Raw genomic sequence first — 26,443 nt, 5'->3', positions numbered from 1 at the left:
GTACGGCTGTCAGAAATCCAGCGATACGGTCAGCTGCGCGAAGCGCGGCGCCTGGAAGCGCAGCGGCTGGCGGAAGGTGGAATTGGTGCCCTCGCCGATCGACGTCTGCAGATCCTGGTCGACGGCCACGGTGCGCTGCTGGTTGAGCAGGTTGTACACCGCGAACTTCACGCGCAGCTGGCCCGTGTCACCCAGCGAGCGCAGGTAGGTCACGCTGGCGCCGAGGTTGTAGGTCCACGGCATGGTGCCGTACTTGCCGCGCGGCGAGCGCTCGTAGACGCGGTCCTCCGAGCGATCGGAAGAGCAGTTGGCCACGCAGATGTAATAGCTGTGGTAGTTGGTTGCGTCGAAGGGGTCGCCGACGCCGAAACCGGTGATCGGTCCGCCGGACAGCACCGTGAGATCGCCGCCGAACTGCCAGTTCGGCGTCAGCGCGTAGGTGCCGCGCAGCTTCAGCTGGTGACGATGATCGTTCGGCAGATAGCCGTCGCCGCCGTAGTTCACCCACGGGTTGTCGAAGTTCTCGGTGCGGCCGGTGTCGTCGAAGTTGGTGTCTGAGTTGACCGGGCCTTCCGCGTTGCCGCGGTTCCACGACAGCGTATAGGAGGCGTTGAACGCCCACTTGTTGTCCCATGCGCGGTCGAGCTGGAACTCTACCGACGTATAGGTGCGCTTGGGCTTCACCCAGCCGCGCTGGCCCAGGTACTTGCCGTCGGCGTCGTACATGGCCCAGCCTTCTTTGGACGTATCCACGGTGACCCAGCCGTCGGCCACGCCGTCGCAGTTGGTATCGCCCCATACGGTGTTCTTCTTGCCGGGATTGCCCATTACCCAGCCGATATAGCCGTCGCCGCCGCACTTGCCGGTGGCGCTGATCTCCATGTCGTCGATGGCGTTGTGCAGGCGCCGATACGTCGCGCTCACGCCCCAGGACCAGCTCTTGTCCAGCATCTGCTGGAAGCCGAGGATGGCCTCGTCCTGGAACACCTGGTCCATGTCGCGATTCACCTGCGAGCGCAGGTCGCCGACCTTGCCGTCGCCCTGGGACGTGTCGACGCCGCCGAGCTGCGGGCCCAGTTTCGGAATCGCGTACTGCGTGCCGTTGCGGTCGACGATCTGCCATCCGTCGAAGGCGTAGAAGGTGCGCTGGTCGAGCAGGCCGCCGGCCTGCTTGATGTTGATGACGTTGGCCACCGGCAGGAAGTAGCGGCCGAGGTTGCCGAACAGCTTGGTGGTGCCGTCGCCCTTGATGTCCCAGGAGAAGCCGAAGCGCGGCGCCCACATGTTCTTCATCTTGATGTAGCTGGTGCCGTCGGCGGCCTTGTTGTCGAAGCCGTCGTTGCGGACGCCGGCGCTCAGCAGGAAGGTCGGCGTGATCTGCCAGTTGTCTTCGAGGTAGTAGGCCGAATTGGTGGTCTCGAACGTACCGGCGATCTCATAGCGGCGAGCGCGGACATAGGCGGTATAGCCCGGAGGAAGTACGCCGCCGGTGTTGTTGATGGTCGAGCCTGGCGTGGCGAAGTAGACGTTGTAGTAGAGCGCGCCGGGACCGGTGTAGTGGCGCTGGTAGATCGACGTGTCTTTCTCGTGGTCGTAGCCGAAGCGCACCAGGTGATCGCCGAGCTTCCATTCGAAGTCGGCGCGGGCCTCCTTGCGGGTGTCGTCGCGCTTCTCCACGGTGGAGTTGGTGGTGCAGCCCAGCGGCACGCCGCCGGGCACCGGCACGGCGTTGGTCACCTTGGTCTCGGCCACCACGCGGTTGCAATCGATGTCGCTGAGCGAGCGCGTGAACGCGTTGCGCTTGTTGCTGCCGTAAAGCAATTTCATCGACAGGTCGTCGGTGAGGTAATTGGTGTAGGTGAGCGCCCAGTTCTTGCCGCCGGTATCGTTGAAGATCTGATTGGTCTTGGCGCCGAGCGTGCGGGTATCGAAGGTGTAGTCGTAGACGTCGCCGGTGTTCTTGGTCTTGTCGGAGAAGGCCATCAGCGAGAGCAGGTTGCTGTCGTTGATATGCCAGTCGATGGTGGTGCCCCAGAAGCCGTTGTGCGCGCCGTTGCTGGTGAAGGTGGTGCCGTCGTCGCTGGTGTTGCGCGGCGAGCTGCCGCGCGCCTCGTACATGGCGAAGAAGAACAGCTTGTCCTTCACGATCGGGCCGGACGCGTACACGTTGGTCTTCATCAGCGAGTCGCGGTCCTCGCTGGAGGCGAGGTAGCGGTTGCCGTCCGCGTCGTAGCGGTTCTTGGGCTTGGCGTGCCAGGCGCCAGGCTCCATGGTCAGCTCGGTGCCCCACTTAAACTGGTTGGTGCCCGAACGCGCCACGGCATTGATCACGCCGCCGGTGGTGCGGCCGAACTCCACCGAGTAGCCGCCGGTCTTGACCTGGAACTCCTGGTAGAACGCGAACGGCGCTTCGGAATAGCCATTGCGGTTATAGAAGTCAGTGACGTTGAGGCCATTGACGTAGATCGCGTTCTCGGCGATCGAGGAGCCGCCGAAGCTGATGCCGCCGAAGCTGGCATTGCCCTTGTTGACGCCCGGCGCGAGCAGGGCGACCGAGGCGATGTTCTGGTCCACCGGCAGGCGGCGCAGTTCCTCGCGGCTGATGTTGATCGCCGACTCGGTCGAGGTGACGTCCACCGCCGTGATGACGCTGGTGGCGCTGACGCTGACGCCCTCCAGTTCCTTCACGCCGAGATTCACCGTGGTGGCGTTACCCAGGGTGACGGTCACTTCGGTCGGCTCAGTGGTGAGATTGCCGTCCTTGCGGCTTTCCAGAACGTACTTGCCCACCGGCAGGAACGGGATGCGGTAGTTGCCCTTGTCGTCCGCCGTGGTGGTGCGCGACAGCCCCGTGGCCGGGTCACGCACGGTGACCACGGCGCCGGCCTGCGTGCGGCCCACGATGGTGCCGTCATTGTTGGCGGCGTGCGCCTGCCAGGCGGGTAGCGCGAGGGCCATGCCAAGGCCAAGGCAAAGCGCGGTCTTGCGTAGATATCGACTGCTCATGTCCCCCATCTCCCCGTCTCCCCAACGTGATGTCGATGCGTGTGCGAAATGAAACGACTAGCCGCCAGCGCGCCCCCGCGCATCCGGCAGCAGCTGCCACTGGAAGTGGTAGTCCCACTGATTGAAATAGAGATTCCCGCCTTTCCACTCGACCTCGCCGCGTTGCGAGTCGACGTTGTCGGAACGGAAATGCGTCTTGGGCGGCGTCAGGGGCTGGCCGAAGTCGCGGTTGAACGCGATGCGCCAGGCGTCCAGTCCGCCCAGGTAGAACCATTGCAGCGGCGCATCCGCCGCCGTGGCCGGATGCAGCTGGCCGGTGGTGACATCCATCGGGACCCAGCCGTAGGGAGCGAGATAGACCTGGCCCCAGTCGTGGATGTTGTCGTAGCCGTTCTGGGCGAACACCATGCCGGACTGCCAGCGCGCCGGGATGCCGTTGAGCCTGAGCAAGGTGATCAGCAGCAGCGTCTGCTGGCCGCAATCGCCGTGGCCGGCATGCAGCGTGTAGTCGCTGATGTTGCTGATGGTGGAGTACTCGCGTGCGCCGGCCCACGGAATGCGATCCACCGCGGCGAACAGCTTCTGCACGATGCGATAGGGGTTCTTTTCGTCGCCGACCACGTCGCGGGAGAACCTGCGCAGATCGTCGGTGAACACCACATGCGGCGCACGCTCGGCCACATAGGGCGCCAGTTCGGGCGTGATGCGGGTGGTGACGACCTTGGCCGGGTCGATTTCCCGGTATTGCGCGGACAGGGTCAGCTCGTAGGTCACCGAGAACACCGTCTTCTCGCCGGCCTTCGCCGGCTGCTCCAGGTACACCGTGCGCATCGGCGCGGCGACTGGCGCGATGTCGTGCTTCGCCGGCACGCTGGCGACGTAGCGCACATCGTCCTGCTGGCCGGGCAGCTCCTGCGGATAGGGAATCCATGCACGCACCGTTTCGCCGGCGGGGACCGCGTCGGCGTTGACGGTGAGCGTCTGGGTCATGCGCACGCGATGCGGCAGCACGCTGGTCTTGTGCTCGGCCAGCGCGGCGGCGCGCACCTGGCGGTGGTAATCGTTGAGCGACTCCATCGGGCCGTCGGTGAGCGGCGTCTTGTCCTGGCGCCGTTCGCGCGCTTCCGCGCTCAGCCGGAACAGGTTGGCCGGCGAGCGCTTGAAGTACAGCGTGCGGCCATCGATGGTCTGGTGTTCGAACAGGCCGGCGTTGTCCCAGCGCGCGAACTCGGCGTCGGTCAGGTCGGGAATCTGCTTGCGCACGCGGGTCTTCACCGCATCCGCGGCCAGCGTGAAGTCGAGCAGGATGCGGCGCATGCGCTCGCGCTGGAACAACCAATCCTCGCGCGCCTGCGCTGACAAGCCAGACTGGGCGAGTGCGCTGTCGATCGAGGTGCCGGCTTCTTTGAAGTGGCCGCCGTCGATGAGGGAGATGGTCTGGGGCAGGGTGGCAGGCGCGTCAGCCGCTGCAGCGAGAGCGAGGCTCGCACCGGCCAGCGCCAGCGCGAGGGCAGTCCGGCGAAAGCGCCGCACGGTCGAGACAGCGAGTTGGGAGCCAGCCGTTTTCACTACGAAAACTCCCCCGCAAGAAGTTGTTGAAAGCGCTGTGTAGCATGCTTGCAATCCCTGGTCAATAATTTATGCTTCAAGCGAAATTGACAGGAATTAGCTATTCCAATCCTGTTGGTCCGCCCCGGGCTCGCCGCCCGGCGGCCACTCACGAGGGGGTGCGATGATCCAGACGGTCTGGCCTTACCTGGCGCTGATGCTGTTGGCGGCCGGGCTATTCCCCGCGCTGGAGCGGCAGTTCGGCTGGCGGATCTTCAATGTCCTGCCGCCGATCGTGCTGACGTATCTGCTGGTGACGGCCCTTGCCGTATCCGGGCTGTGGCGCAACACCGAGGCGATCCAGGCGGCGCAAGGCACGCTGGTCGAGCGGATGGTGCCGGCGCTCGTGTTCCTTTTGATGATCAACTGCGACCTGCGCGCGATCTTCGCGCTCGGTCCGCGCGTGCTGGCGGTGTTCGCCTGCACCTCGGTGAGCCTGTTCACCGCCTTCGTCGTCACCTACCTGCTGTTCCGCCACTGGCTGCCGGGCGATGCGTGGCATCCGCTGGCGGCATTGAGCGGCAGCTGGATGGGCGGCACGGCGAACATGATCGCGGTGAAGCAGGCCATAGGCATGTCCGACACGCACCTGGCGATGAGCCTGCTCACCGATGCCCTGTGCTATTCGATGTGGGTCGTGGTGCTGTTCTCGGTTGCGCGGCTGGCGCCGGCTTTCAACCGCTGGACCAAGGCAACGTCCAGTGCGGAACTGCTGGTGGCCGACACGCGCGCGGGCAGCGCGCCGACGCCGGACAGCGTGCTGCTGTGGCTGGGCATCGCCCTGCTGGTGGCTGCGGGTTCCGCGTGGCTGGGCGATCGCCTGCCGGCGTCGGGCATGGTCAGTCCGACTACCTGGACCATTCTGCTGGCCACCGGTTTCGGTCTGGTGGCCGCACACACGCCCATGGCGCGGTTGCCTGGCGCGAGCAAGATTTCCAGCACGCTGCTGATCGCGGTGGTGGCGGTGCTCGCATCGCAAAGCAATTTCGAAGGCATGGGCCGCGCGCCGCTGTACCTGCTTTGCGGCGTCTGCATCATTGCGATCCAGGCGGTGCTGCTGGCCATGTTCGCCAAGCTGTTCCGCTTTGACCTGTATCTGTGCGGGATCTCGTCGCTGGCGCATATCGGCGGTGTGGCGGCCACGCCGGTACTGGCGGCCACCTATGCCAAGCCGCTGGTGCCGGTGGGCATCCTGCTCGCGCTGCTGGGCTATATCCTCGGCACCGGCTTCGGGCTGCTGGTGGCGTCGGTGCTGTCCATGCTGGCCTCGTGAGGAGCCGTTTTCGATGAGGAAGCCGACCATGCGCCACCCGCTCGCCATCGCCTGTCTGCTCGTGCTGTTGCCATGGGGTGCCGCGCTGCATGCGCGCGACACGTCGGCGCTGGCGGTGCCGCCCTCAGGCGTGATCGGCGTGGGGCCGGAGCAGCTCGATCCCGCGTTCTGGATCCGCCAGGCGCCGTCGCCGGATGCCGTAATCCTCAATGCGCACGCCATTGCCGCGCACAACGCGACGCTGCTTCAGGTGGATCCGAGCATGCACGACTTGAGTGCGCTGCCGGCTACGCTGGACCGTGCACAGGTGCTGACGTGGATCCAGGACATTTCCAAGCGGCCGTCGCGCGAGCTTTACGACGAGGCCGGCCAGCCGGTACCTGCGGCCACCCTCGATGCATTGATGCCGGCATTGGCGCTGGACCAAGTGTCACCGACGCAGAAGACGCGCTATGGCCTGGTGGTGCGGCGCGCGGCGTTGCGCTCGTTCCCGACCAACCTGCGCGTGTTCAGCCATCGAGGCGATACCGACATCGATCGCTTCCAGGAAACGGCCGAATTCCCCGGCACGCCGGTCGTCATCGCGCATGCCAGCGCGGACGGCCGCTGGCTGTTCGTGGTGAGTCCGCGCTATGCGGCCTGGGTGGAGCGCGAGGCCATCGCTGAAGGCAGCCGCGAGCAGGTGCTCGGTTATGCCGGCAAGGCACCGTATCGTGTCATCACCGGCGCGGTGGAACGCACCGTCTATACGCGCGAGCAGCCGGCCGTGTCGCAATTGTCGCTGGACATGGGCGTGCGCCTGCCGCTGGCCGAGGGACTGGCGCCGGATCAGCCGGTGAACGGACAGCATGCCTACAGCTCTTACGTCCTGGAGTTGCCGATCCGGCGGGCGGACGGCTCGGTCGCTTTCAGCCCCGCGCTGCTGCAGAAGAACACCGATACCGCCGCGGACTACCTGCCGCTGACCCGCGCGAACCTGATCCGCCAGGCGTTCAAGTTCCTCGGCGAACGCTACGGCTGGGGCCACGCCTATGACGCGCGTGATTGCAGCGGCTTCGTGTCCGATGTGTACCGCAGCATGGGGGTGCAGATGCCGCGCAACACCAGCGCGCAGGCGGTGAGCCCGGGGCTGGAGCACACCGTATTCACCGACAAGGACAGCCGTGAAGCGCGCGAACGCGCCGTCGAGCAGCTGCAGGTCGGCGACCTGATCTATATCCCCGGACACGTGATGATGATGCTCGGCCGCATCGACGGCGAGCCGTATGTGATTCACGACACCCAGGGGCTGAGCTATCGCGATGGCGGATCGATGCGCCGGGTCAAGCTCAACGAAGTTTCGGTGACGCCGCTGCGGCCGCTGATGTTCAACGATACACAGCGCTACATCGATCGGATGACCAGCATCGTGCGCATCCGCTGACGCTTTCCACGGCAAGACACGACAAGACAACGGACAGACGGACCTCCATGAAAATCACCGACATCCAGTTCGGCATGCTGCGGGTGCCGCTCAAGACGCCTTTCAAGACGGCCTTGCGCACGGTCGAGCGCGTCGAGGACATCGTGGTGATGGTGCACACCGACACCGGGCACGTGGGTTACGGCGAGGCGCCGGCCACCGCGGTGATCACCGGCGATACGCACGGCTCCATCGTCGACGCCATCCGCCATTACATTGCGCCGCGGCTGATCGGCCAGGACATCGCCAACCTCAACCGGATCACCCAGCTGATCCAGGGTTCGATGGAGAAGAACACCAGCGCCAAAGCCGCGGTGGAGATCGCCGTCTACGACCTCTGGGGCCAGCTCTATGGCGCGCCGCTGTACAAGCTGCTGGGCGGCGGCGATCCGGTCATCACCACCGACATCACCATCAGCGTGGACTACATCGACAAGATGGTGGCCGATTCGATCAGCGCCGTGGAACGCGGCTTCGAATCGCTGAAGATCAAGGTGGGCAAGGACATCGGTGTGGACATCGAGCGCGTCAAGGCGATCTACGCCGCGGTGGAAGACCGCGCGCTGCTGCGCCTTGACGCCAACCAGGGCTGGACGGCCAAGCAGGCCGTGTACGCGCTGCAGACGCTGGAAGACGCCGGCGTGAAGCTCGAACTGGTCGAGCAGCCGGTGAAGGCGCGCGACCTGGAGGGCATGCGCTACGTCACCGAGCGGGTGCATACGCCGGTGATGGCCGACGAGAGCGTGTTCGGCCCGATGGAGGTGATCGAGCTGATCCGCCTGCGCGCGGCCGACATCATCAACATCAAGCTGATGAAGACCGGCGGCATTTCCAATGCGATCCGCATCGCGGACATCGCGGGTCTCCACGGCATCGAGTGCATGATCGGCTGCATGCTGGAAAGCAGCATCAGCGTCGCTGCGGCAGTCCACGTGGCGGTGGCCAAGGCCGACGTGATCACCAAGATCGACCTGGACGGGCCGTCGCTGTGCCAGTACGACCCCGTGGATGGCGGGGTGAATTTCAACGAATCGGAGATCTCGGTGAGCGACGCGCCCGGCCTGGGTATCCGCGAGATCCGCGGGCTGCAACCGCTCGGTGGCTGACATGTCGCCCCTGGTGAAGATCCGCTCCGAACGGGACCAGATGTCGGCGGTGGAGCGGCGTATCGCCGACTTCATCCTGGAGAACGCACAGCTGCTCCGCGACTACTCGTCGCAGCAGCTGGCGAACGCGCTGGGGATCAGTCAATCCAGCGTGGTGAAATTCACCCAGAAGCTCGGCTTCAAGGGCTACCCGGATCTGAAGTACTCGGTCGGCGAGGCGATCGCGCGCGCCGACAATGGCGAGGCCGCTGTCGCCGCGAGCATAGTGCCCGGTGGCGACGCGGAGCCGCAGGCCACCAGCCTGTGGCGGCGCAAGTCCGAGGCGGAGGAGGCCACGCGCCTGATCAACCCGCCGGAGACGCTGCAGCTGGCGGTCGATGCGCTCGCCGGCGCCGGCAAGGTGTTCGTGATCGGCGTGGGCGAGGATGATGTCTATTCGCGCGGCTTCGCGCTGAAGCTCTCCATGCTGGGCATCGCCACGGTGCAGAGCTTCGATGTGGCGCGGATGATGGCCAGCATCTCGGCCGGCAGCCCTGGCGATGTGCTGATGGTCTTTTCCGAGCACGGCAATCATCCGGCGCTGTGCAAGATGGGACGGTTGTTCCGCGAGCAGCGCGGACGCCTGCTCACGGTGACGCGGCATACCTCCAATCCGCTGCGCGCGCTGGCGGATATCGCGTTGCTGGTGTCGGCGCACGACGAGCGGCCGTATATCCAGTCGATCGTTTACCAGTCCGCTCTACAGCATCTGCTGGACGGGCTGTTCATCCGGTTGTGCGAGAGCGACGAGAAGCGCCACGCGCAGCTGCTCACCAGCCTGGAGCGGCTTCAGCTGCTGCTGGAGCCTTGAATCGCATCTCAGCGTACGCATGGGGCCGCATGAACTTCGCCTTTCGACCGTGGATTCGACGTGTTCTTGCCAGTCTCGCGCTGGCCATCTTGCTGGCGGGTTGCGCCGCTCCTTCGACGAGGCGAGGCGATGAAGCCGCTGCGTGGCGCCGTGCGCGGCAAATGGTGCTGGTAGTGACTGACGGCTGGGGCGTCGATCACGGCCGGCTGCGCGGATACGAGCGTGACGGCGATGGCGTCTGGCGGCCGAGCAGCGCGGCGGTGCCGGTCACCATCGGCCGTTCCGGCGCGGCGTGGGGCATAGGGCTGCATGCGGCGCGCAGCGATGGACCGGTGAAGCACGAAGGCGATGGACGCAGCGCCGCTGGTGTGTTCCGCATCGGGCCGGCGTTCGGGTACGCGGAAAACGCGGCCACCGCCCTGCCGTATCGGGCGTTGCAGATTTCCGATTACTGCATCGATGTGGACGGTTCGCCGCTGTACAACCGTATCGTCGACGCGCGCGAGGTGGGCGAGCAGGCGGTGGCCGGTTCCACCGAGCCGATGCGGCGCGATCTGCATGCGGACGGCGACCAGCGCTACAAGCTCGGCTTCGTCATCGAACACAATCCCGACGGCAAGCATGGCGCTGGCTCGTGCATCTTCGCGCATCTGTGGCGCTCGCCGACCGACAACACCGCCGGTTGCACCGCGATGGACGAGGCAGCGATGCGGCAGCTGCTCGGCTGGCTGAAGCCCGAAGAGCAGCCGGTGTTCGTGCTGTTGCCGCGCGCGGCCTATGTAAGTCTGCAACGCGACTGGGCCTTGCCCGCGCCGGACGTGGCGCCATGAGCCCGACGGCGCGGGTGCTGGCCGGCCTGGCGGCCGGTGCGATGCTGGGGCTGGCGCTGGATGCGTTGCATCCAGCACTGGCCGTGCGCGTGGCGGACGTGGCGCAGCCGCTCGGGCATTTATGGTTGAACGCGTTGCAGATGACGGTGGTGCCGCTGGTACTGGCGCTGATCGTGGTGGGCGTGAACACGGCCACCGATGCGGCGGCGTCAGGTCGGGTCGCGCGGCGGGCGATCGGCGTGTTCATCGCCATTCTCGTCGCCGGCGCCTTGCTGGCCGCATTCGCCGCGCCGGCGATCTTCGCGCTGTTCCCGCGCAACCCGGGGTTGACCGCCGCACTGGGTGCGGCGGTGGCCACGCCGGCCGCCACGGTGGCGACGATGGGCTGGGCCGACTGGTTCAATGGCATCGTGCCGAGCAACGCGATCATGGCCGCGGCGCAAAGCGCCATGCTGCCGCTGGTGGTGTTCGGCTTGTTCTTCGGTTTCGCGCTGACCCGCATCGATGCGCAGCGGCGCGCGCTGGTGGTGAACTTCTTCCAGGCCATCGCCGACGCGATGATCGTGGTGGTGCGCTGGGTGCTTTGGATGGCGCCGCTGGGCGTGTTCGCGTTGATCCTGGCGGTGTGCGCCCGGGCGGGGCTGCACATGCTGGGGGCGCTGGGCATCTACGTGCTGGTGGAATGCCTGCTGTACCTCAGCGTGACGGTGCTGATGCTGCCGGTGGCAGTGTTCTGGGGTGGCGAGCGGCTGCGCCGCTTCATCGCCGCGCTGCTGCCGCCGCAGGTGGTGGCGCTGAGCACGCAGTCGTCGTTGGCGTCGATGCCCGCGATGCTCGAAAGCGCGGGTGCGCGGCTGGGCTATCCGGCGCACGTCAACGCACTGGTGCTGCCAATGGCGGTGAGCCTGTTCCGCCTGACCAGTCCGGTGCAGTACGTCACTTCGGCCTGCTTCATCGCTTGGGCCTTCGGCATCGAGCTGGGTGCGGCGCAGCTGGTGTTGGGCGCCTTGCTGGCGGTGGTGATCAGTCTTGGTTCGGTGGGCCTGCCGGGCCAGGTGAGTTTCATGGCGACCAATCTGCCGGTGGCGCAGGCGATGGGCGTGCCGGTGGGGCCGTTGGGCCTGATGCTGGCGGTGGACACGCTGCCGGATGCGCTGGCTACGCTGGGCAACGTCACCGGAGACCTGACCGCCACCTGCGTCGTGGCGAGGCAATCGGCGAGTGATGCCGTGGGGGAGGGCGCATGAGCCGGGTGATGGACATCGACGCGGTGGTGATCGGCGCCGGGATGGCGGGCGCGTCCGTCGCGTACTTCCTCGCGCCGCATGCGCGCGTCGTGGTGCTGGAGCGCGAGGCGCATGCGGGCGTGCATGCAACAGGTAGGTCGGCTGCCCTTTTCTCCGAAACATACGGTTCGGCGCAGGTGCGCGCGCTGACGCGCGCGACGCGGCCGTTCCTGGATCATCCGCCGGAAGGTTTCGCCGCCCATCCCATTCTTGCGCCGCGCGGCACCGTGATCATCGGCGGCGCCGACAAGGTGGACGCCGTGACGGCCATGCGCGATGCGATGCTGCCGTATACCAGCGATTTGACGCTACTGTCGCAACGCGAGCTGTTGGCGATGGTGCCGGTGCTGCGTCCTGAAGCCGCGTGCATTGGCCTGCATGAGCCCGGCGCCGCGGATATCGATGTGAACGAGTTGCACCAGGGATTCTTGCGCGGCCTGCGCGTGCGCGGCGGTCAGTTGCGCACGAACGTGGAGATCGGCGCGATCGAGCGCGGGCCGGGCCACTGGTACGTGGATACGGGCGAGGTGGTGTATCGCGCGCCGCTGGTCCTCAATGCCGCCGGCGCCTGGGTGGATCAGGTGGCCGGATTGGCCGGCGTGAAGCCGCTGGGTATCGAGCCGCGACGGCGTTCCGCCTTCCTGTTCGAGGGCCCCGCAGGTCTGGATACGGCGCGCTGGCCGTTCGTGATCGACGCGGACGAGAGTTTCTATTTCAAACCTGACGCGGGCTTGCTGCTCGGCTCCGCGGCCAATGCCGATCCCGTGCTGCCGCACGATGTGCAGCCGGAGGAGCTGGACATCGCGATGGGCATCTACCGCATCGAAGAAGCCACCACGCTGAGCATCCGCCGGCCGACGCGTACCTGGGCCGGGTTGCGCTCGTTTGTGGCCGATGGCGATCTGGTCGGCGGCTTCGCGCCGGATGCGGCCGGTTTTTTCTGGGTGGCGGGGCAGGGGGGATACGGCATCCAGACCAGTGCGGCGATGGGCGAAGCGTGCGCGAGCCTGGCGCTTGGACGGTCGTTGCCGGGGCATCTGCAGGATGCGGGGCTGACGGCGGCGATGCTGGCGCCGCGTCAGCTGGCCTGAGCCATCGCGCGCTATCCGCGGCGGAAGTGGGATGCCGCGAACGTCAGCGGTGATGCTGAGTGTCGTCGTCGATACTCAGCCCGCTGCCGAGACCAAGGCCCGCACCAGTGGCCATGCCTCCTCCCATCGCGCTGCCGTCTTTTCCGCCACTGCTGCCTTCGCCCTTGGCGCTTTCGCCCTTGCCGCGCTGCGCGGCCCCTGCTTCGGGATGGCGACGTCGGAGGGAATCGGGTCCAGGTCGAGCACCTCGCGGATGAAATCGCGCAGCGAAATGACCAGTTCATCGGTATGGATCGGGTGTCCGGCGACCAGTTCATTCGCGGCACGCGCCGCCAGCTCCACCTGCCGCTCGGTACCCAGCAGGATGATGTCCGAGAGTGCCGCTTCGACCGCATCACGCATGCGCCGGGTCCGCTCGCCGGCCGTCGCCGCAGTGTCGGATTCGCCGCGTTCGCGCAGCTGGCGCAGATGTGTGGGGTCGACTTCGAGGTTGCCGGTAAACGAGCCGCCCAGCGTCTTGTAGGCGGCGATCAAGGTGCGCAGCCGCTCGTTGATCTGCCGATTCGCCCGCTCCCGTCGTTGCTGCACCGTCTGCATCGCCAGCAGCCGGATGCCCACACCGATCAGCGTGATGACCGCCAGGCCTAGGAACGTGGTGAGCAGTGTCTGCCAGGAGCTGAAGTCGAGGTTGCGCATGGGGGCATGATGCCTCAGCCGCGTTGGGGGCGTGCAATGAGTTCTATCGCATCGTTCCGGCTCCAACTTGATGAGCGAGGAATACGTTGGCCGGCCTCATCCTCTCTGGAATACTGCGAGGAGTTATGGTTACAGGGGGGTGACAAATGCGTACAGCAATTGGATTGCTGGCCATGCTGGTATTGGCCGGGTGCAGCATGACGACGAAGCCGGTGGATCTGACCAGGAGTAGGGAGACACAGGCAGAGATCGCACCCGCAGGCAAGCCGATCGTCATCGTCGACATCACTGACGCGAGGGACTTTTCCAGACTGCCGGACGACAACACTCCGCGAGTGGACCCGGATTATTCTCGGCAGCTTGGCGAAGCAGGTCGAGCCAAGGTCATCAGTGGCGCATCCAAGGGTCCGCTGATGTGGGTGGCGGCACATGACCGCACTGTCGTGGATGAAATGCGGACATTGCTCGTCACTTCGCTGACGCAACGCGGTTACCACGTCGTGGATGCGGCAGACGCGCCAGCCGAGGCCCCGCGCATGAAGGTGACGGTCAAGGAGTTCTGGTGCTACACGCCGATGAGTTTCGGTCGTGCGTTGACCTGGACGTTGCAGATGAAAGCCTGGGTAGCGGCCGATATCGCCATTGCGAACCAGGGGGAAAGTCGGACCATCAGCGTGAATGGTTATGGTGCGCATATCACGCAAGCTGGGGGCGAGCGCAACATCGCCCAGGCTTTCGATATGGCGATGACCGATTTCAGCAAGGATCTCGGGTCGAAGTTGTTCACGTCCATGTAGTTCGGATCTGATCTCTCGAAAAGGCCCGCCGATGCGGGCTCTTTTTTGCCCGCTCGGCTATTGGGGATCGGGATAGGCCTTGGCATTGCATTTCCAGTGATGCTGCACTGCACGCTATTCTGTGCCTCACCATCCTCGGGGTGCCGTGCCAGTGACCGAGTGGTTCCTGGGTTTTATTTGAAAATCAAAGAGTTTTGGCTGCCATGCTGCTGATGATCGACAACTACGACAGCTTCACCTTCAACCTCGTCCAGTACCTGGGCGAGCTGGGACAGGAAGTGAAGGTGGTGCGCAACGATGCGCTGGACGTGGCCGGCATCCGCGCGCTGCGGCCGTCGCACATCATGATCTCGCCGGGGCCGGGCACGCCGGATGACGCGGGTGTGTCGCTGGACGTGCTGCGCGGGATGGCGGGGGAAATCCCGGTGTTCGGTGTATGCCTGGGGCACCAGGCGATCGGGCAGGCGTTCGGCGGCAAGGTGATTCGGGCCAAGCAGATCATGCATGGCAAGACTTCGCCGGTGCGGCATCGCGGCTTGGGCGTATTCGCCGGCTTGCCGGATCCGTTCGAGGCGACGCGCTATCACTCGCTGGTGGTGGAGCAGTCGTCGTTGCCCGAATGTCTGGAGGTCACCGCCTGGACGGAAAACCCGGATGGTTCGATCGACGAGATCATGGGCCTGCGCCACAAGACGCTGCCGATCGAAGGCGTGCAGTTCCATCCCGAGTCGATCCTCACCCAGCACGGCCACGACCTGCTGCGCAATTTCCTCGGACTGCCGTTGAAGCTCGCCGCATGAACGGTACGGGGCGCAACATCACCATCACCCCGCAGGAGGCGCTCCAGCGGACGATCGAGCATCGCGAGATCTTCCACGACGAGATGATCGAACTGATGCGGCAGATCATGCGTGGAGAGGTAAGCCCGCTGATGACCGCGGCGATCGTCACCGGCCTGCGCGTGAAGAAGGAAACGATCGGCGAGATCACCGGTGCGGCGCGCGTGATGCGCGAGTTGTCCGCCAAGGTGGATGCGCCGCCCCACCCGCATTTCGTCGACATCGTCGGCACCGGCGGCGACGGCGCGTCGAGTTTCAATATTTCCACCGCCTCGATGTTCGTGGCCGCGGCGGCGGGCGCGCGGATCGCCAAGCACGGCGGACGCAGCGTGTCCTCCAAATCCGGCAGCGCCGACGTGCTGGAGGCGCTGGGCGCCTCGATCGACTTGCCGCCGGCGAAGGTGGCGCAATGCATGGCGGAGACGGACATCGGCTTTATGTTCGCGCCCAATCACCACCCGGCCATGAAGGTGGTGGCCCCGGTGCGCAAGGAAATGGGCGTGCGCACGCTGTTCAACATCCTGGGGCCGCTGACCAATCCGGCCGGTGCGCCGAACATCCTGATGGGCGTGTTCCATCCGGACCTGGTGGGCATTCAGGTCCGCGTGCTGCAGCAACTGGGTGCCAGGCACGCCCTGGTGGTGTGGGGGCGCGACGGCATGGACGAGATCTCGCTGGGCGCAGCCACCCTGGTGGGCGAGCTGCGCAACGGCGAGGTGCGCGAGTACGAGGTGGAGCCGGAGGATTTCGGCCTCGCCATGGCTTCCAGCCGCAACCTTCGGGTGGAGAACGCGGGCGAGTCGCGCGCGATGCTGCTGGAGGCGCTGGAGGGACACCGCGGCGTGCCTCACGACATCGTGTGCCTCAATGCCGGCGCGGCGCTGTATGCCGCGGATGTGGCCTCGAGCATCGATGACGGGATCGAGCTGGCGCGTGCCACCATTGCCAGCGGCGCGGCTCGTGCAAAAATGGACGCTTTCGTGGCGGCTACGCGCCGGCTCGCGCAGGCCTAGGCCGAAGGCCCTAGGCGATCGGGCCGTGCGCGTGGCGACGCGATCGCGTTGTACCCTTGAGCCGCCCCTCCCCGAGACCCAAGCACGATTTCAGGCGACCCATGACCGACATCCTGCAACGCATCCTGACGCGCAAGACGGAAGAGATCGCCGAGCGCAGCGCGAGGCTGCCGCTGGCGGAGCTGAAGATGCGCGTCGCCGATGCCGGCGAGACACGCCCCTTCGCCGACGCCGTCGAGGCGAAGATCGAGGCCGACCTCCCCGCGGTGATCGCTGAGGTGAAAAAGGCCAGTCCGAGCAAAGGCGTGATCCGGCCGGACTTCGATCCCGCCGCGATCGCCCGCAGCTACGAGCTGGCCGGGGCGGCCTGCCTCTCCGTGCTGACCGACAAGGACTTCTTCCACGGCAGTGAGGAATTCCTGCGCCAGGCTCGCGCAGCGTGCGCGCTGCCGGTGCTGCGCAAGGATTTCGTGATCCATCCCTACCAGGTCTACGAGGCGCGGGCGATCGGTGCCGATTGCATCCTGCTGATCGTCGCGGCGCTGGAGGATTCGGAACTGGAAGACCTCTCCATGCAGGCCGCGGAGCTGGACCTGGACGTGCTCTGCGAAGTGCACGACGCCGAAGAACTGGAGCGTGCCCAGGCTCTGCCCGTGCGCCTGATCGGCGTGAACAACCGAAACTTGCGCACTTTCGAAACGACGCTCGACACCTCGATCGAGCTGCGCGAGCTGATGGACTACAACCGCATCCTGGTCGCCGAATCGGGCATCCATACGCCGGACGACGTGGAGCGCCTGCGTGATGCCGGCATCAACGCGTTCCTGGTCGGCGAGGCCTTCATGCGCGCGCAGGATCCGGGCGCGGAACTGAAGCGGCTGTTCGCTACGACATAAGGCGATGACGTTGACAGGGGAAGACGAGACCTTGCCGGAGACGGCAGGCGCGCAGCCCGTGGGCCCGCGCGTGGTGCTGTTCGATTTCGACGGGGTGCTGTGCCAGGGCGACAGCTATCGCCAATTCATGACCGAGCGCTATGCGCGCTCGCCGCTACGCAAGCTGCTCGCCGTGGCCATGCTGCCGTGGCTGGCATTGGTGTGGCCGATATCGTGGCGGCATGGCGTGCGTACCTTGGTGCACATCGGGCTGCTGGGTGTGGGCGAGCGCCGCTATGCCACCGAGGCGCGGGCTTTCGCCGCCGCGCTGGTGCGGCGGCCGAAGCAGTTCTATCGCGATGGCCTGCATGCGCTGCGCCGACATCAGGCGGAGGGCGATCGCGTGATCGTAGTGACGGGCTGCGAGCGCACTGTGGTGCAGGGGATTCTCGACGAACTCGGCCTGGAGGGGCTTGAATTGCTCGCCTCGGAGGTCAAGCCGGGACTGCTGGGCATGCGCGTGAAGTTTCACAACGTGGGGCGACGCAAGCTGGAGCGGCTGGCGACCCATGGCGTCGCCCAGTGGCAGCTGGCCTACAGCGATTCGCTGGCTGATATCCCGATGCTCAAGGGTGCCGCCGAGGCGGTGCTGGTCAACGGCACGCCGAAGGTGTGCAAGCGGCTGGAGAAAGTGCTGGGCCGCAGCGTGACGCGCGTGGAGTGGTTCTGAAGCCGAGGGCCAGCAGGATCGAGCTCGATACCTGCCCACAGGCCATGCCGAGCGCGCCATCGACGAGCTGAGCCAGAAGAGCGGCCAGAGCAAAAACCGAAGAATTGACGCCAGGCGGGGAGGCCATCCAGGCAAAGGAAGGTGTGCTGGGCGAATGGTCGCAGCGGTGTCGATGCGGGGGCTTGTGGATCGGATTTGTCGAGGATTATGTTAGTGCTTACATAAATTCCGACGGATTGATCCGATGTATCTCTCTACCCTGGCCGAGCTGGCGCTTGGCAGCCGCCTGAAGGCGCTCAGCGACCATTTCTATGCAGCTGCGGACGAGGTTTACCGTGCCTGCGGCGCGACCATCGAATCGCGCTGGTTCCCAGTGCTGCGCTACTTGTGGGGACATGGTCCAGGCACGGTGGGCGAGGTAGCCGTGGCGATCGGCCAGACTCATTCGGCGGTCAGCCAACTGGCCGACAAGCTTGAGGCCGCAGGCATGGTCCGGCGCGACCGCGATCCGCAGGACGGGCGCCGCTGCGTGTTGGTGCTCACCGATGAAGCGCGCCGTGCGCTGGGCCAGCTCGGGCCGATCTGGCAGGCGATTCGCCGTGGCGTGGTCGCTTCGCTCGGCGAGGACGGAGCCAGGCTGCTGGCGGCCATGGAGGCGTGTGAGAAGGCGCTGCAGGAACGGCCGATCGTGCCGGCGATCCTCGCCGAGCATGCAGCGCTGCGTGCGATGCCGCTGGACATCGTGCCCTACGAGCCCGCACTGGCCGGAGACTTCTATCGGCTCAACGCTCAGTGGCTGGAGCGCTATTTTCGCCTCGAGGAGATCGACCGGCAGATGCTGCTGGACCCCGAGCGCTACGTGCTGGCGCCCGGCGGGGCATTGTTCTTCGCCCGCCTGGGCGGACAGGCGATCGGTACCTGCGCACTACTGTGCGAGGCGCCTGGGGTCTACGAGCTTTCCAAGATGTGCGTGGATGAGAGCTTCCAGGGCCTGGGGGTAGGGCGGAAGCTGCTGGATGCCGCGATCCACGAGTTCCATTGCCGCGGCGGCGGTGAACTGTTCCTGGAGTCCAACAGCGTGCTGAAGACGGCGCTGCGAATGTACGAGCAGGTCGGCTTCGTGCTGCAGCCGGGTACCCGCTCCGGCTCGCACTACGAGCGGGCGGACGTCTACATGATCTACCAGCCTCCGGCCGAGCGGCTGGCAGGCTGAGGGGCCCAAACGACGACCCCGGCCGGAGCCGGGGTCGTCGGGAGACGAGCGGGAGAGCGGGGCGCGTCAGCGCGTGCCACGCACCACGATGGTCTTGCCGGCCACGTCGATCATGCCCTGCTCCTCCAGCTGCTTGAGCACGCGGCCGACCATCTCGCGCGAGCAGCCGACGATGCGGCTGACTTCCTGGCGGGAGATGCGGATCTGTGTACCGTCCGGGTGGCTCATCGCGTCCGGCTCCTGGCACAGGTCCAGCAGGGTGCGCGAGATGCGGTTGGTGACGTCCATGAAGGCCATGCGGCTGACCTGGCGGGAGGTGCGCAGCAGGCGGTGGGTGAGCTGCGAGCCGATGGCGAACAGGATCTTCGGGCATTCCTCGCGGAGCGGGCCTTCCATCAGATGGAACAGGCGCTCGTAGCTGATCTCGGCCATTTCGCAGGGGGTGCGTGTGCGCACCATGGACTCGCGCTGGGCCTGCTCGACGAACAGTCCCATCTCGCCGATGAACTGGCCGCGGCTCAGGTAGGCCAGGATCAGTTCGCGCCCCTGCTCGTCCTCGGTGCAGACCGCGAGCGAGCCGTCGACGATGTAATACAAGGTGTTGGCGGGGTCTCCGGGCCGGATGATGGCCGTCTTGCCGGGGTAGCGCCGGCGGTGGCAGAGGGCCAGGAAGCGCTCCATGGACGCCGGGTCTGGCGCGAAGCTGGCAGGAGCCTGGGAGCGTTCAAAAGCTTGTTGGAGTTGGTATTTGAGTTGCGCCACGATCAGTCCCAGCTTGGTAGAGGGTCACGGTCGTGACCGCGGGGCGGCGGCCCGACTTCCGTGCTTAATGAATCCCCGCGGCATTATGGCAAACAAGCTGGCCCTGCCAAGGTTCAGTTTTTTGGATTTTTGCCGCATACTTCACGGTCTTTCGGTCAAACCGTAACGTAGACCGTATACAAGGGTCGCGGGGGCTCGTCCTCCGCGTCGTATTTTCCAGCGGGGACCCTTGTCGCTAACCCGCCTCTTTTGCTGGCCTTCCCCGGCCATGGAGAGTCGCTGTGGTGAAACCACTCCCGCGCCTGCGCCTGCAGGGCTTCAACAATCTGACCAAAGCCCTGAGCTTCAACATCTACGACATCTGTTATGCAGTGTCGGAAGAACAACGCCAGCGCTACATCGAGTACATCGACGAGCAGTACGACGCCGACCGACTCACGCAGATCCTCACGGATGTGGCGGAGATCATCGGCGCGAACATCCTCAACATCGCCCGCCAGGACTACGACCCGCAGGGTGCGTCCGTGACCATCCTCATCTCCGAGGAGCCGGTGGTGGAGAAGCTCGGCCGCGACACCATCTCCGGTGCCGTGGTGGCGCACATGGACAAGAGCCACATCACCGTCCATACCTACCCGGAGACGCATCCGCACAACGGCATCGCGACCTTCCGTGCGGACATCGACGTGGCTACCTGCGGCGTGATCTCCCCGCTGAAGGCGCTGAACTACCTGATCGACAGCTTCGAGTCGGACATCGTGATCGCCGATTATCGCGTGCGCGGCTTCACTCGCGACGTGAAGGGCAAGAAGCACTTCATCGATCACAAGATCAACTCGGTGCAGGATTACCTGGCCAAGCACATCCGCCAGAAGTACGAGATGTTCGACGTCAACGTGTACCAGGAAAACATGTTCCACACGAAGATGCACATCAAGGACTTCGACCTCGATACCTACCTGTTCGAGGCGCATGCGGACGATCTGTCCTTCAAGGAGCGCCAGCGCATCGAGTCGCTGCTGCGCCGGGAGATCGAAGAGCTCTTCCACGGCCGCAACCTGATGTGACGAAAAACCCGCCGGAAGGCGGGTTTTTTTTTCTCGAGGCTTGGTGCCCGCCGGAAGGCGGGTTTGTCTTTCCCGGGTCTGGTGTCGCCGATCAGATTCGGTAGGCCACCTTCTTCATCACCATCGAGCTCAGATGCATCAAGCCGGGGATGGGGAACGGCAGGTCGATACCGCCGCGCGCCTTGGCGTTCTCGGCGTGGCGCACTTCGTCGGTCTGCATCTGCGCGAGGATGGCGCGTGAGCGTTCGTCCTGCGGCGGCAGCGTCTCCAGGTGTTCTTCAAGGTGGGCTTCCACCTGGCGCTCCGTCTCCACCACGAAGCCCAGGCTCACCGGATCGCCCGCCAGCGCGGCCAGTGCACCAATCGCATAGCTGCCGGCATACCACAGCGGGTTGAGGAGGCTGGGCCGGCTGTCCAGTTCTTTCAGGCGCTCGGCGCACCAGGCAAGGTGATCGGTCTCTTCGTCGGCGGCGTGGCGAAGGTGATCACGATTCTCTTCGGTGCGGGCCAGGGCGGCCTGGCCGTCGTAGAGCGCTTGGGCACAGACCTCGCCGGTATGGTTGATGCGCATGAGGCCGGCGGCGTGGCGGCGCTCGGCGTCGTCCAGCTCCGCCTCGTCGATACCGATGGCGGGTGAGGGCCGGGCGGCCTCTGGGTTGCCGGCCACGGTTTCGAAAGCGCGCTCCAGCCCGATCAGCAGGCGGTCGAGCGGGGACAGGGTGCGGGCGTTCATGGCGGGCCTCCGTCAGGCTTCCAGTTGTTGCGCAAGCAGGGCGAGCGGGTGCAGATGCGGCCAGCTTCCGCCGGCGTCATCCATGCCTGCGGCGAGATGCAGCCGACAGCCGATATTGGACGACACCAGCATGGTCGGCGCCAAGGCGGCGGCCTGCCGCAGGGTGTCCTCGCGCAGGCGTGCGGCGCGCTCCGGGAATTCCAGCATGTGCGCGCCGGCCGCTCCGCAGCAATGCGGGGGCTTGGGCATGGGGGCGACCTCCAGCCCGGGAATGCGTTTGAGCAGCTGCAGAAGGGCGCCGTCGCTGCGCGCGACATTGCTTTGCGTGCAGGGCAGGTGGACGGCGACGCGGGCATGCAGCGGCCGGAAATTCAGGCGCTCGGCGTGCGCCGCCAGCAAAGCGAAAGGGTCGGTGACACGGACGTCGGGCAGCGCGTGGCGAAGCGTGCCAATGCAGCCGGGCGTGACCGTAACGAGATGAGTGGTACCCGTCTCCAGCCAGACCTTCCGGATGTGTTCTGCCGCTTGCTCGGCCGCTGCGGAGGCGCCACTGTGCAGGTCCATGGCGCCGCAACAGAAGGCCGGCCATTCGACGACGCCATAACCTGCGGCTCGCAACAGGACGCCGGCGGCATGGAGGGCTTGTGCATCCTCGACGCTGGCGACGCAGCCGGGGAAGAGCGCAACCGTTTCAGTTGCAGCTTTGGTGGGCATGGCCGGGATGGTGGGGGGCGTGGACGTCAATGCCGCGCGTGGCCATAGGGAAAGCGCGACTCGCAGGGTGGAGTGTGCGGGCAGCCGCCGGGCGAGGCGGGACGCCCAGCGCGGCAGGCCGACCCAGTCGCCGAGCCGGCGCCATCGGCGCCATAGGGCCGGCTGCTTGATGAGCGCGATTTCGCGTTCCGGTCGCCGTTTCGATGGTCCCAGAAGCGCGCGGGTTTCCATCAGTAGTTCGCCGTACTGCACGTTGGCCGGACAGACCTTTTCGCAGCTCATGCAACCCAGGCAGTGCTCGAGGTGTTCGCGCAGGTCGTCCGTGGGCGAGGCGTGGCCCCTGGCCAGTGCGGCGGCAATCGCGATACGTCCCCGGGGCGACTCGGCCTCACTGCGATCGAGCGCGTAAGTCGGGCAGACCGGCAGACACAGGCCGCACTGCACGCACTGGTCGGCCAGTGCCGCGATGCGCATGGGGGGCTTTTCATCGGGCATGGTCGTCATGCTATCATCGCCAGCTCGCAGCCCGCCGGTCGGTGGGCTTGCGCGATCGATGACAGTTCCGCTATCATCTCGCGCCTTTGCACCGCCGATTATGCCAACCGCCAGTGTGGCGGCAGACTAGGTATTCCGAAATGAAAACGTTCAGCGCCAAGCCGGAAAGCGTCAAGCGCGACTGGTTCGTGATCGACGCCACGGACAAGACGCTCGGTCGTCTCTCGACCGAGATCGCCCGTCGTCTGCGCGGCAAGCACAAGCCGGAGTTCACCCCGCACGTCGACACCGGCGACTACATCGTCGTGGTCAACGCCGAAAAGGTGGCCGTCACCGGCGCGAAGCTGGACGACAAGATGTACCACCGCTTCACCGGCTACGTCGGCAACCTGAAGACCACCAGTCTGAAGGACATGTTGGCGACCCATCCCGAGCGCGTCATCGAGATCGCCGTGAAGGGCATGTTGCCGAAGAACCCGCTGGGCCGCGCCATGTACCGCAAGCTCAAGGTCTACGGCGGTGCCGAGCATCCGCATACCGCACAGCAGCCGCAGGCGCTGGAAATCTAAGGAATCATCATGGCGATCCAGCAGAATTACGGCACCGGCCGCCGCAAGACCTCCGCCGCTCGCGTGTTCCTGCGCAAGGGCAATGGCGACATCACCGTCAATGGCAAGCCGCTCGACCAGTTCTTCGGTCGTGAGACTTCGCGCATGATCGTGCGCCAGCCGCTCGAGCTGATCGAGGCGACCGACAAGTTCGACGTCAAGGTCACTGTCGCCGGCGGCGGCATCACCGGCCAGGCCGGTGCGATCCGCCTCGGCATCGCCCGCGCGCTGATCGAGTACGACGAAAGCCTGAAGACCCAGCTGCGCAAGGCTGGCTTCGTGACCCGCGACGCCCGCGAAGTCGAGCGTAAGAAGGTCGGTCTGCACAAGGCACGTCGCGCGACGCAGTTCTCGAAGCGCTAATTCCTTTCTGGAGTTTCGTTTCAACGGTACGAAGCACGCAGGTCAGAGCGCTTCGTATCGGCAGAATGTTGGGAGATCGTCTAACGGTAGGACAACGGACTCTGACTCCGTTTATCTAGGTTCGAATCCTAGTCTCCCAGCCAACACCGAAAAGCCCCTGGTCATCCAGGGGCTTTTCTTTTACGCGGTACAGACGCGGGTCTGCTTGGACTGATCGGGCAGGCAGAGTGGCGACAAAAACCACTCATTCCGCCGCTGAATCTCTTCCTTGCACTGTGATCACGCGCACAGTGGCGAAGCGAGGTCCTGATCCGTAAGGCCTATCGCCCCTGGCTAGCTGTGGCGCACCGTTGCCAGATGTAGTTTGCCTGCCCGCCGTCCGCGCATAGGGCGCGACCAGGAGGCGAACATGGCTACGCAGAAGAGACAGGCCCTGACGCTCGAAGGGCTGGTGGAGAAATACGGCATCGCTGCGCTCGCGGCATTGCGCAATCCGGCGCTATGGGATGTGATCGTGCCGATGGGCCCTGGCCGGAACGGCGCGCTCAGTGCCGCAGCGAAGAAGCAACTGCAGACCGAATTGAATGCGGTCTACGGAGCGTTGCTCAACAACGCCAAAGCCGGTGATGCCGTATCCGGCGCCTTCGCCGCGCATGTCGCGATGAGCAAGGCAGCGATTCACTGAAGCGCCGACATCGACCGCGCCCGTGGAAGGGCGCGGTCGTACGCGATTTACATCTCGCGGTCGCCGATCAGTACCACGTCGGCGGGACGCTGCGCGAACAGGCCGACGGTGACGACGCCGGGAATCTGGTTGAGATCCTTCTCCAATGCAACCGGATCGGCGATCTGCCAGCCATGTACGTCGATCACCCAATTGCCGTTATCCGTGACGACGCCGTCGCGCCAAACAGGATTGCCGCCGCGCTTGACGATCTCGCGACCCACCAGGCTGCGTGCCATCGGGATCACTTCGATCGGCAGAGGGAATTTGCCCAGCAGTTCCACACGCTTGCTGGAATCGATGATGCACACGAATTTGTCGCTGGCGGCGGCGATGATCTTCTCGCGCGTCAATGCGGCACCACCGCCCTTGATGAGGCGCTTGTACGGATCGCATTCGTCGGCGCCGTCGACGTAGAGCGACAGCGGGCCGGTAGCGTTGAGATCCAGTACCGGAATGCCGTGGCGCTTGAGCTGTGCCGTGGACTGCTCGGAGCTGGATACCACGCCCTGGATGCGGTCCTTCAGGTCCGCCAGTGCATCGATGAAGAACGCGACCGTGGAGCCAGTGCCCACGCCGACGATACTGCCGTCTTCGACGTAGCGGATGGCGGCTTCGCCGGCCAGGCGCTTTTCCTGGGGGTTGCTCATGACGTCACCATGTATAGGGAAATACGCAATGATCGTTGATTTGTCCGCCACCCGCATCTGCCGTCGGGGCGGCGAGGCGCGATGGCGTCCTTTGTGCGCCCACGGGCGACAGACTAGAGGAGCGCCATGCCACGAGAGTGGCTGCAACGAATCCGAGACCCCCCTAGGCGCGCTGGCCCGGCGATGGCGGACGGAGCGCGGTGTGCGGTGCACGCCATGCTGGCCCTGCTGCTGGCCGCGGGCGGACTCGCGCTGCTGCGCACCGATCTCAGGGTGTCGATTACTCCAGGGTCAGGATGTGCCGCCACTCGGCGGAGTCCACCGGCATCACCGACAGTCGATTGCCCTTGCGCACCAGTGGCATGTCGGTGAGCGCGGGATCGCCTTGCAGCTCCTTCAGCGTGATCGTGCGCTTGAACTTCTTCACGAACTTCACTTCAACCAGCATCCAGCGCGGATTGTCGTGCGAGCTGGCCGCATCGAAATACTTGCTCTTGGGATCGAACTGGGTCGGGTCCGGATACGCCTCGGTTATCACTTCGGCGACGCCGACGATGCCCGGCTCGGCACAGTTGGAGTGGTAGAAGAACACCTTGTCGCCCTTGCGCATGCCGTCGCGCATGTAATTGCGCGCCTGGTAGTTGCGCACGCCGTCCCAGGCTTCCTTGCCCTTGCGCTTGAGATCGTCGATCGAGAACGTGTCCGGCTCGGACTTCATCAGCCAATGGTTCATGCGTGCGTTTCTCCGTCGCCATCCTGGCCGGTGGCATGGCAGTCGATCAGTTCCTGATCGGTGGCGATGTAGTCCAGTGGAACGTCCCATTCGGCGGGCTCGATCGCCGGCAGTTCCTGAAAGGCGTAGCCGATGCCCACCAGCAGGGGCTCGGTCGGACGCGCCTGGTCCTTCAGGAAGGCGAAACTGCGGTCGTAATAGCCGCCGCCGTAGCCCAGACGGTGGCCGCGGCGATCGAACGCCAGCAGCGGCACCAGTACCAGGTCGAGCTGAAAGGGCTCCAGCAGTTCGGCTGGCGCCGCCGGCTCCGGGATGCCGTAGCGATTGGGCTGCACCTCCTGGCCGGCCTGCCAGGGCGTGAAGCGCAGGCGGGTACCGGAGCCGATCACCGGGAGCAGGAACTGCTGGCCGCGCTGAGCCAGTGGGGGAATCGCCAGGTTCAGCGGCAGCTCGCCGTTGGTCGCCCAGTAGCCGGCGACACGCATGTCGGTGTGGTATTCGGGCAACTGCTCGAGGCTGCTGCGCAACCCCTGGGCGGCGGCCATGCGCTGGGGCGGGGAGAGCGCGTGGCGGCGTTCGGCCAACCGTTGGCGTAGCTCGCGTCGCTGGGCGGTGGCGTCCACGGTGACGCATCTCCTCAAGAGAACGCCCGCAGCGGTTGCTGCGGGCGGTTCCGCGGGCCCGGCCGATGTCGGAACAAGCTCGGCCGTAGCGGTAAAAAGGGTGGCGTCAACCGCGATGCCGCTGCCCACCAAACGACCTTGATCCACGATGGATCAGGTGGGAGGGCTACATGGCCTCAAGGCTTTCCGCACGCAGCGGACATGCACAACAGCCGATGAAAAGCCGACCCGGGGCCGTATTTAGGAACAAGGCAAATGTAAGAGTGTGCTGGCGCACACCGCAGAAAACGCCGAGG

Annotated in this window: 26 protein-coding genes, 1 tRNA gene, 1 other RNA gene and 1 pseudogene; 18 read left to right on the top strand and 11 right to left on the bottom strand. The window is 65.5% G+C overall.

Features of this window, described 5'->3' with window-relative positions; genetic code table 11:
• Positions 1–9: 9 nt before the first annotated feature.
• Positions 10–3,006 carry a TonB-dependent receptor gene (locus ACNR9O_RS17835; RefSeq protein WP_473686356.1) on the bottom strand — a complete coding sequence of 999 codons (2,997 nt, stop codon included), beginning with the start codon at positions 3,004–3,006 and terminating at the stop codon, positions 10–12.
• A gap of 57 nt (positions 3,007–3,063) precedes the next feature.
• The gene (locus ACNR9O_RS17830; protein WP_473686358.1) at positions 3,064–4,575 is read right to left on the bottom strand and encodes a transglutaminase-like domain-containing protein; all 1,512 of its coding nucleotides are present in this window, start codon (positions 4,573–4,575) and stop codon (positions 3,064–3,066) included.
• Between the two features lie 163 nt (positions 4,576–4,738).
• Between ACNR9O_RS17830 and ACNR9O_RS17825 the strand changes: the two genes are divergently transcribed.
• The 7 genes from ACNR9O_RS17825 to ACNR9O_RS17795 are packed head-to-tail and all read left to right on the top strand — an operon-like array spanning position 4,739 to position 12,512.
• Positions 4,739–5,887: a DUF819 family protein gene (locus ACNR9O_RS17825; RefSeq protein WP_473686360.1), complete on the top strand. Its 1,149-nt coding sequence runs from the start codon at positions 4,739–4,741 to the stop codon at positions 5,885–5,887.
• Between the two features lie 28 nt (positions 5,888–5,915).
• Complete coding sequence (locus ACNR9O_RS17820; protein ID WP_473686362.1) at positions 5,916–7,310, top strand: C40 family peptidase; 1,395 nt, start codon at positions 5,916–5,918, stop codon at positions 7,308–7,310.
• A 47-nt stretch (positions 7,311–7,357) separates the two neighbouring features.
• Positions 7,358–8,455, top strand: coding sequence for a dipeptide epimerase (locus tag ACNR9O_RS17815; protein ID WP_473686364.1), 1,098 nt, complete (start codon positions 7,358–7,360; stop codon positions 8,453–8,455).
• Between the two features lies 1 nt (position 8,456).
• Positions 8,457–9,305 (top strand): MurR/RpiR family transcriptional regulator, encoded by an 849-nt coding sequence (locus tag ACNR9O_RS17810; protein ID WP_473686366.1) that lies wholly within the window; start codon positions 8,457–8,459, stop codon positions 9,303–9,305.
• A 29-nt stretch (positions 9,306–9,334) separates the two neighbouring features.
• Positions 9,335–10,135 carry a L,D-transpeptidase family protein gene (locus tag ACNR9O_RS17805; protein WP_473700668.1) on the top strand — a complete coding sequence of 267 codons (801 nt, stop codon included), beginning with the start codon at positions 9,335–9,337 and terminating at the stop codon, positions 10,133–10,135.
• Entirely contained in the window at positions 10,132–11,382 is a 1,251-nt protein-coding gene (locus ACNR9O_RS17800; protein ID WP_473686370.1) for a dicarboxylate/amino acid:cation symporter, read from the top strand. Before ACNR9O_RS17805 ends, ACNR9O_RS17800 begins: the two co-directional genes overlap by 4 nt.
• Positions 11,379–12,512, top strand: coding sequence for an NAD(P)/FAD-dependent oxidoreductase (locus ACNR9O_RS17795; protein WP_473686372.1), 1,134 nt, complete (start codon positions 11,379–11,381; stop codon positions 12,510–12,512). Before ACNR9O_RS17800 ends, ACNR9O_RS17795 begins: the two co-directional genes overlap by 4 nt.
• Positions 12,513–12,587: 75 nt before the next feature.
• On the opposite strand, the gene ACNR9O_RS17790 is transcribed toward ACNR9O_RS17795, so the two are convergent.
• The gene (locus ACNR9O_RS17790; protein ID WP_473686374.1) at positions 12,588–13,208 is read right to left on the bottom strand and encodes a hypothetical protein; all 621 of its coding nucleotides are present in this window, start codon (positions 13,206–13,208) and stop codon (positions 12,588–12,590) included.
• Positions 13,209–13,354: 146 nt separating this feature from the next.
• On the opposite strand from ACNR9O_RS17790, the gene ACNR9O_RS17785 reads away from it, so the two are divergent.
• The 5 genes from ACNR9O_RS17785 to ACNR9O_RS17765 all read left to right on the top strand — a co-directional run bounded on the left by ACNR9O_RS17785 (position 13,355) and on the right by ACNR9O_RS17765 (position 17,462).
• Positions 13,355–14,005 (top strand): hypothetical protein, encoded by a 651-nt coding sequence (locus ACNR9O_RS17785; protein ID WP_473686376.1) that lies wholly within the window; start codon positions 13,355–13,357, stop codon positions 14,003–14,005.
• A 203-nt stretch (positions 14,006–14,208) separates the two neighbouring features.
• A complete protein-coding gene (locus ACNR9O_RS17780; protein ID WP_473686378.1) occupies positions 14,209–14,805 on the top strand; it encodes an anthranilate synthase component II in 597 nt (198 codons plus the stop codon).
• Complete coding sequence (trpD, locus tag ACNR9O_RS17775; RefSeq protein ID WP_473686380.1) at positions 14,802–15,857, top strand: anthranilate phosphoribosyltransferase; 1,056 nt, start codon at positions 14,802–14,804, stop codon at positions 15,855–15,857. The genes ACNR9O_RS17780 and trpD overlap by 4 nt, the downstream gene beginning before the upstream one ends.
• A gap of 101 nt (positions 15,858–15,958) precedes the next feature.
• Positions 15,959–16,753, top strand: a complete 795-nt coding sequence (gene trpC / locus ACNR9O_RS17770; protein ID WP_473686382.1) for an indole-3-glycerol phosphate synthase TrpC — start codon at positions 15,959–15,961, stop codon at positions 16,751–16,753.
• A gap of 4 nt (positions 16,754–16,757) precedes the next feature.
• A complete protein-coding gene (locus ACNR9O_RS17765; RefSeq protein WP_473686384.1) occupies positions 16,758–17,462 on the top strand; it encodes an HAD family hydrolase in 705 nt (234 codons plus the stop codon).
• A 1-nt stretch (position 17,463) separates the two neighbouring features.
• Here the strand turns inward: ACNR9O_RS17765 and ACNR9O_RS17760 are convergent.
• A pseudogene (locus ACNR9O_RS17760) lies at positions 17,464–17,589 on the bottom strand (sulfite exporter TauE/SafE family protein); the annotation flags it as partial.
• A gap of 117 nt (positions 17,590–17,706) precedes the next feature.
• On the opposite strand from ACNR9O_RS17760, the gene ACNR9O_RS17755 reads away from it, so the two are divergent.
• Positions 17,707–18,675 carry a bifunctional helix-turn-helix transcriptional regulator/GNAT family N-acetyltransferase gene (locus ACNR9O_RS17755; protein WP_473686386.1) on the top strand — a complete coding sequence of 323 codons (969 nt, stop codon included), beginning with the start codon at positions 17,707–17,709 and terminating at the stop codon, positions 18,673–18,675.
• A 66-nt stretch (positions 18,676–18,741) separates the two neighbouring features.
• On the opposite strand, the gene crp is transcribed toward ACNR9O_RS17755, so the two are convergent.
• Positions 18,742–19,443, bottom strand: coding sequence for a cAMP-activated global transcriptional regulator CRP (gene crp, locus ACNR9O_RS17750; protein ID WP_311842327.1), 702 nt, complete (start codon positions 19,441–19,443; stop codon positions 18,742–18,744).
• Between the two features lie 275 nt (positions 19,444–19,718).
• Here crp and speD point away from each other — a divergent pair, with 275 nt between their 5' ends.
• On the top strand, positions 19,719–20,504 hold the full coding sequence (speD, locus tag ACNR9O_RS17745) for an adenosylmethionine decarboxylase (RefSeq protein ID WP_026633844.1): 786 nt from the start codon (positions 19,719–19,721) through the stop codon (positions 20,502–20,504).
• A 91-nt stretch (positions 20,505–20,595) separates the two neighbouring features.
• Here speD and coq7 read toward each other — a convergent pair whose 3' ends face one another.
• Both coq7 and ACNR9O_RS17735 read right to left on the bottom strand, forming a co-directional pair.
• Positions 20,596–21,237: a 2-polyprenyl-3-methyl-6-methoxy-1,4-benzoquinone monooxygenase gene (gene coq7, locus ACNR9O_RS17740; RefSeq protein ID WP_473686390.1), complete on the bottom strand. Its 642-nt coding sequence runs from the start codon at positions 21,235–21,237 to the stop codon at positions 20,596–20,598.
• Positions 21,238–21,249: 12 nt separating this feature from the next.
• Positions 21,250–22,455, bottom strand: a complete 1,206-nt coding sequence (locus ACNR9O_RS17735; protein ID WP_473686392.1) for a (Fe-S)-binding protein — start codon at positions 22,453–22,455, stop codon at positions 21,250–21,252.
• A gap of 131 nt (positions 22,456–22,586) precedes the next feature.
• Here ACNR9O_RS17735 and rplM point away from each other — a divergent pair, with 131 nt between their 5' ends.
• The 4 genes from rplM (at position 22,587) to ACNR9O_RS17715 (ending at position 24,102) form a co-directional block, all read left to right on the top strand.
• A complete protein-coding gene (gene rplM, locus ACNR9O_RS17730; protein ID WP_019463923.1) occupies positions 22,587–23,015 on the top strand; it encodes a 50S ribosomal protein L13 in 429 nt (142 codons plus the stop codon).
• A 9-nt stretch (positions 23,016–23,024) separates the two neighbouring features.
• Positions 23,025–23,417: a 30S ribosomal protein S9 gene (gene rpsI, locus ACNR9O_RS17725; protein WP_473686394.1), complete on the top strand. Its 393-nt coding sequence runs from the start codon at positions 23,025–23,027 to the stop codon at positions 23,415–23,417.
• A gap of 69 nt (positions 23,418–23,486) precedes the next feature.
• A tRNA-Gln gene (locus ACNR9O_RS17720) sits at positions 23,487–23,560 on the top strand.
• A gap of 266 nt (positions 23,561–23,826) precedes the next feature.
• Positions 23,827–24,102: a hypothetical protein gene (locus ACNR9O_RS17715; protein ID WP_473686396.1), complete on the top strand. Its 276-nt coding sequence runs from the start codon at positions 23,827–23,829 to the stop codon at positions 24,100–24,102.
• A 47-nt stretch (positions 24,103–24,149) separates the two neighbouring features.
• On the opposite strand, the gene rpiA is transcribed toward ACNR9O_RS17715, so the two are convergent.
• The 4 genes from rpiA to ssrS all read right to left on the bottom strand — a co-directional run bounded on the left by rpiA (position 24,150) and on the right by ssrS (position 26,437).
• Positions 24,150–24,791 carry a ribose-5-phosphate isomerase RpiA gene (gene rpiA, locus ACNR9O_RS17710; protein ID WP_473686398.1) on the bottom strand — a complete coding sequence of 214 codons (642 nt, stop codon included), beginning with the start codon at positions 24,789–24,791 and terminating at the stop codon, positions 24,150–24,152.
• A 280-nt stretch (positions 24,792–25,071) separates the two neighbouring features.
• Positions 25,072–25,524, bottom strand: a complete 453-nt coding sequence (locus tag ACNR9O_RS17705) for an EVE domain-containing protein (RefSeq protein ID WP_473686400.1) — start codon at positions 25,522–25,524, stop codon at positions 25,072–25,074.
• Positions 25,521–26,147 (bottom strand): 5-formyltetrahydrofolate cyclo-ligase, encoded by a 627-nt coding sequence (locus ACNR9O_RS17700; RefSeq protein WP_473686402.1) that lies wholly within the window; start codon positions 26,145–26,147, stop codon positions 25,521–25,523. The genes ACNR9O_RS17705 and ACNR9O_RS17700 overlap by 4 nt, the downstream gene beginning before the upstream one ends.
• A gap of 103 nt (positions 26,148–26,250) precedes the next feature.
• A non-coding RNA gene (gene ssrS / locus ACNR9O_RS17695) (6S RNA) lies at positions 26,251–26,437 on the bottom strand.
• Between the last annotated feature and the right edge of the window lie 6 nt (positions 26,438–26,443).

The sequence above is a fragment of the Dyella sp. CR10 genome, from assembly GCF_055814425.1.
Note: the sequence above shows the minus strand (reverse complement) of the source record. Positions and strands in the feature narration are given on the sequence as shown.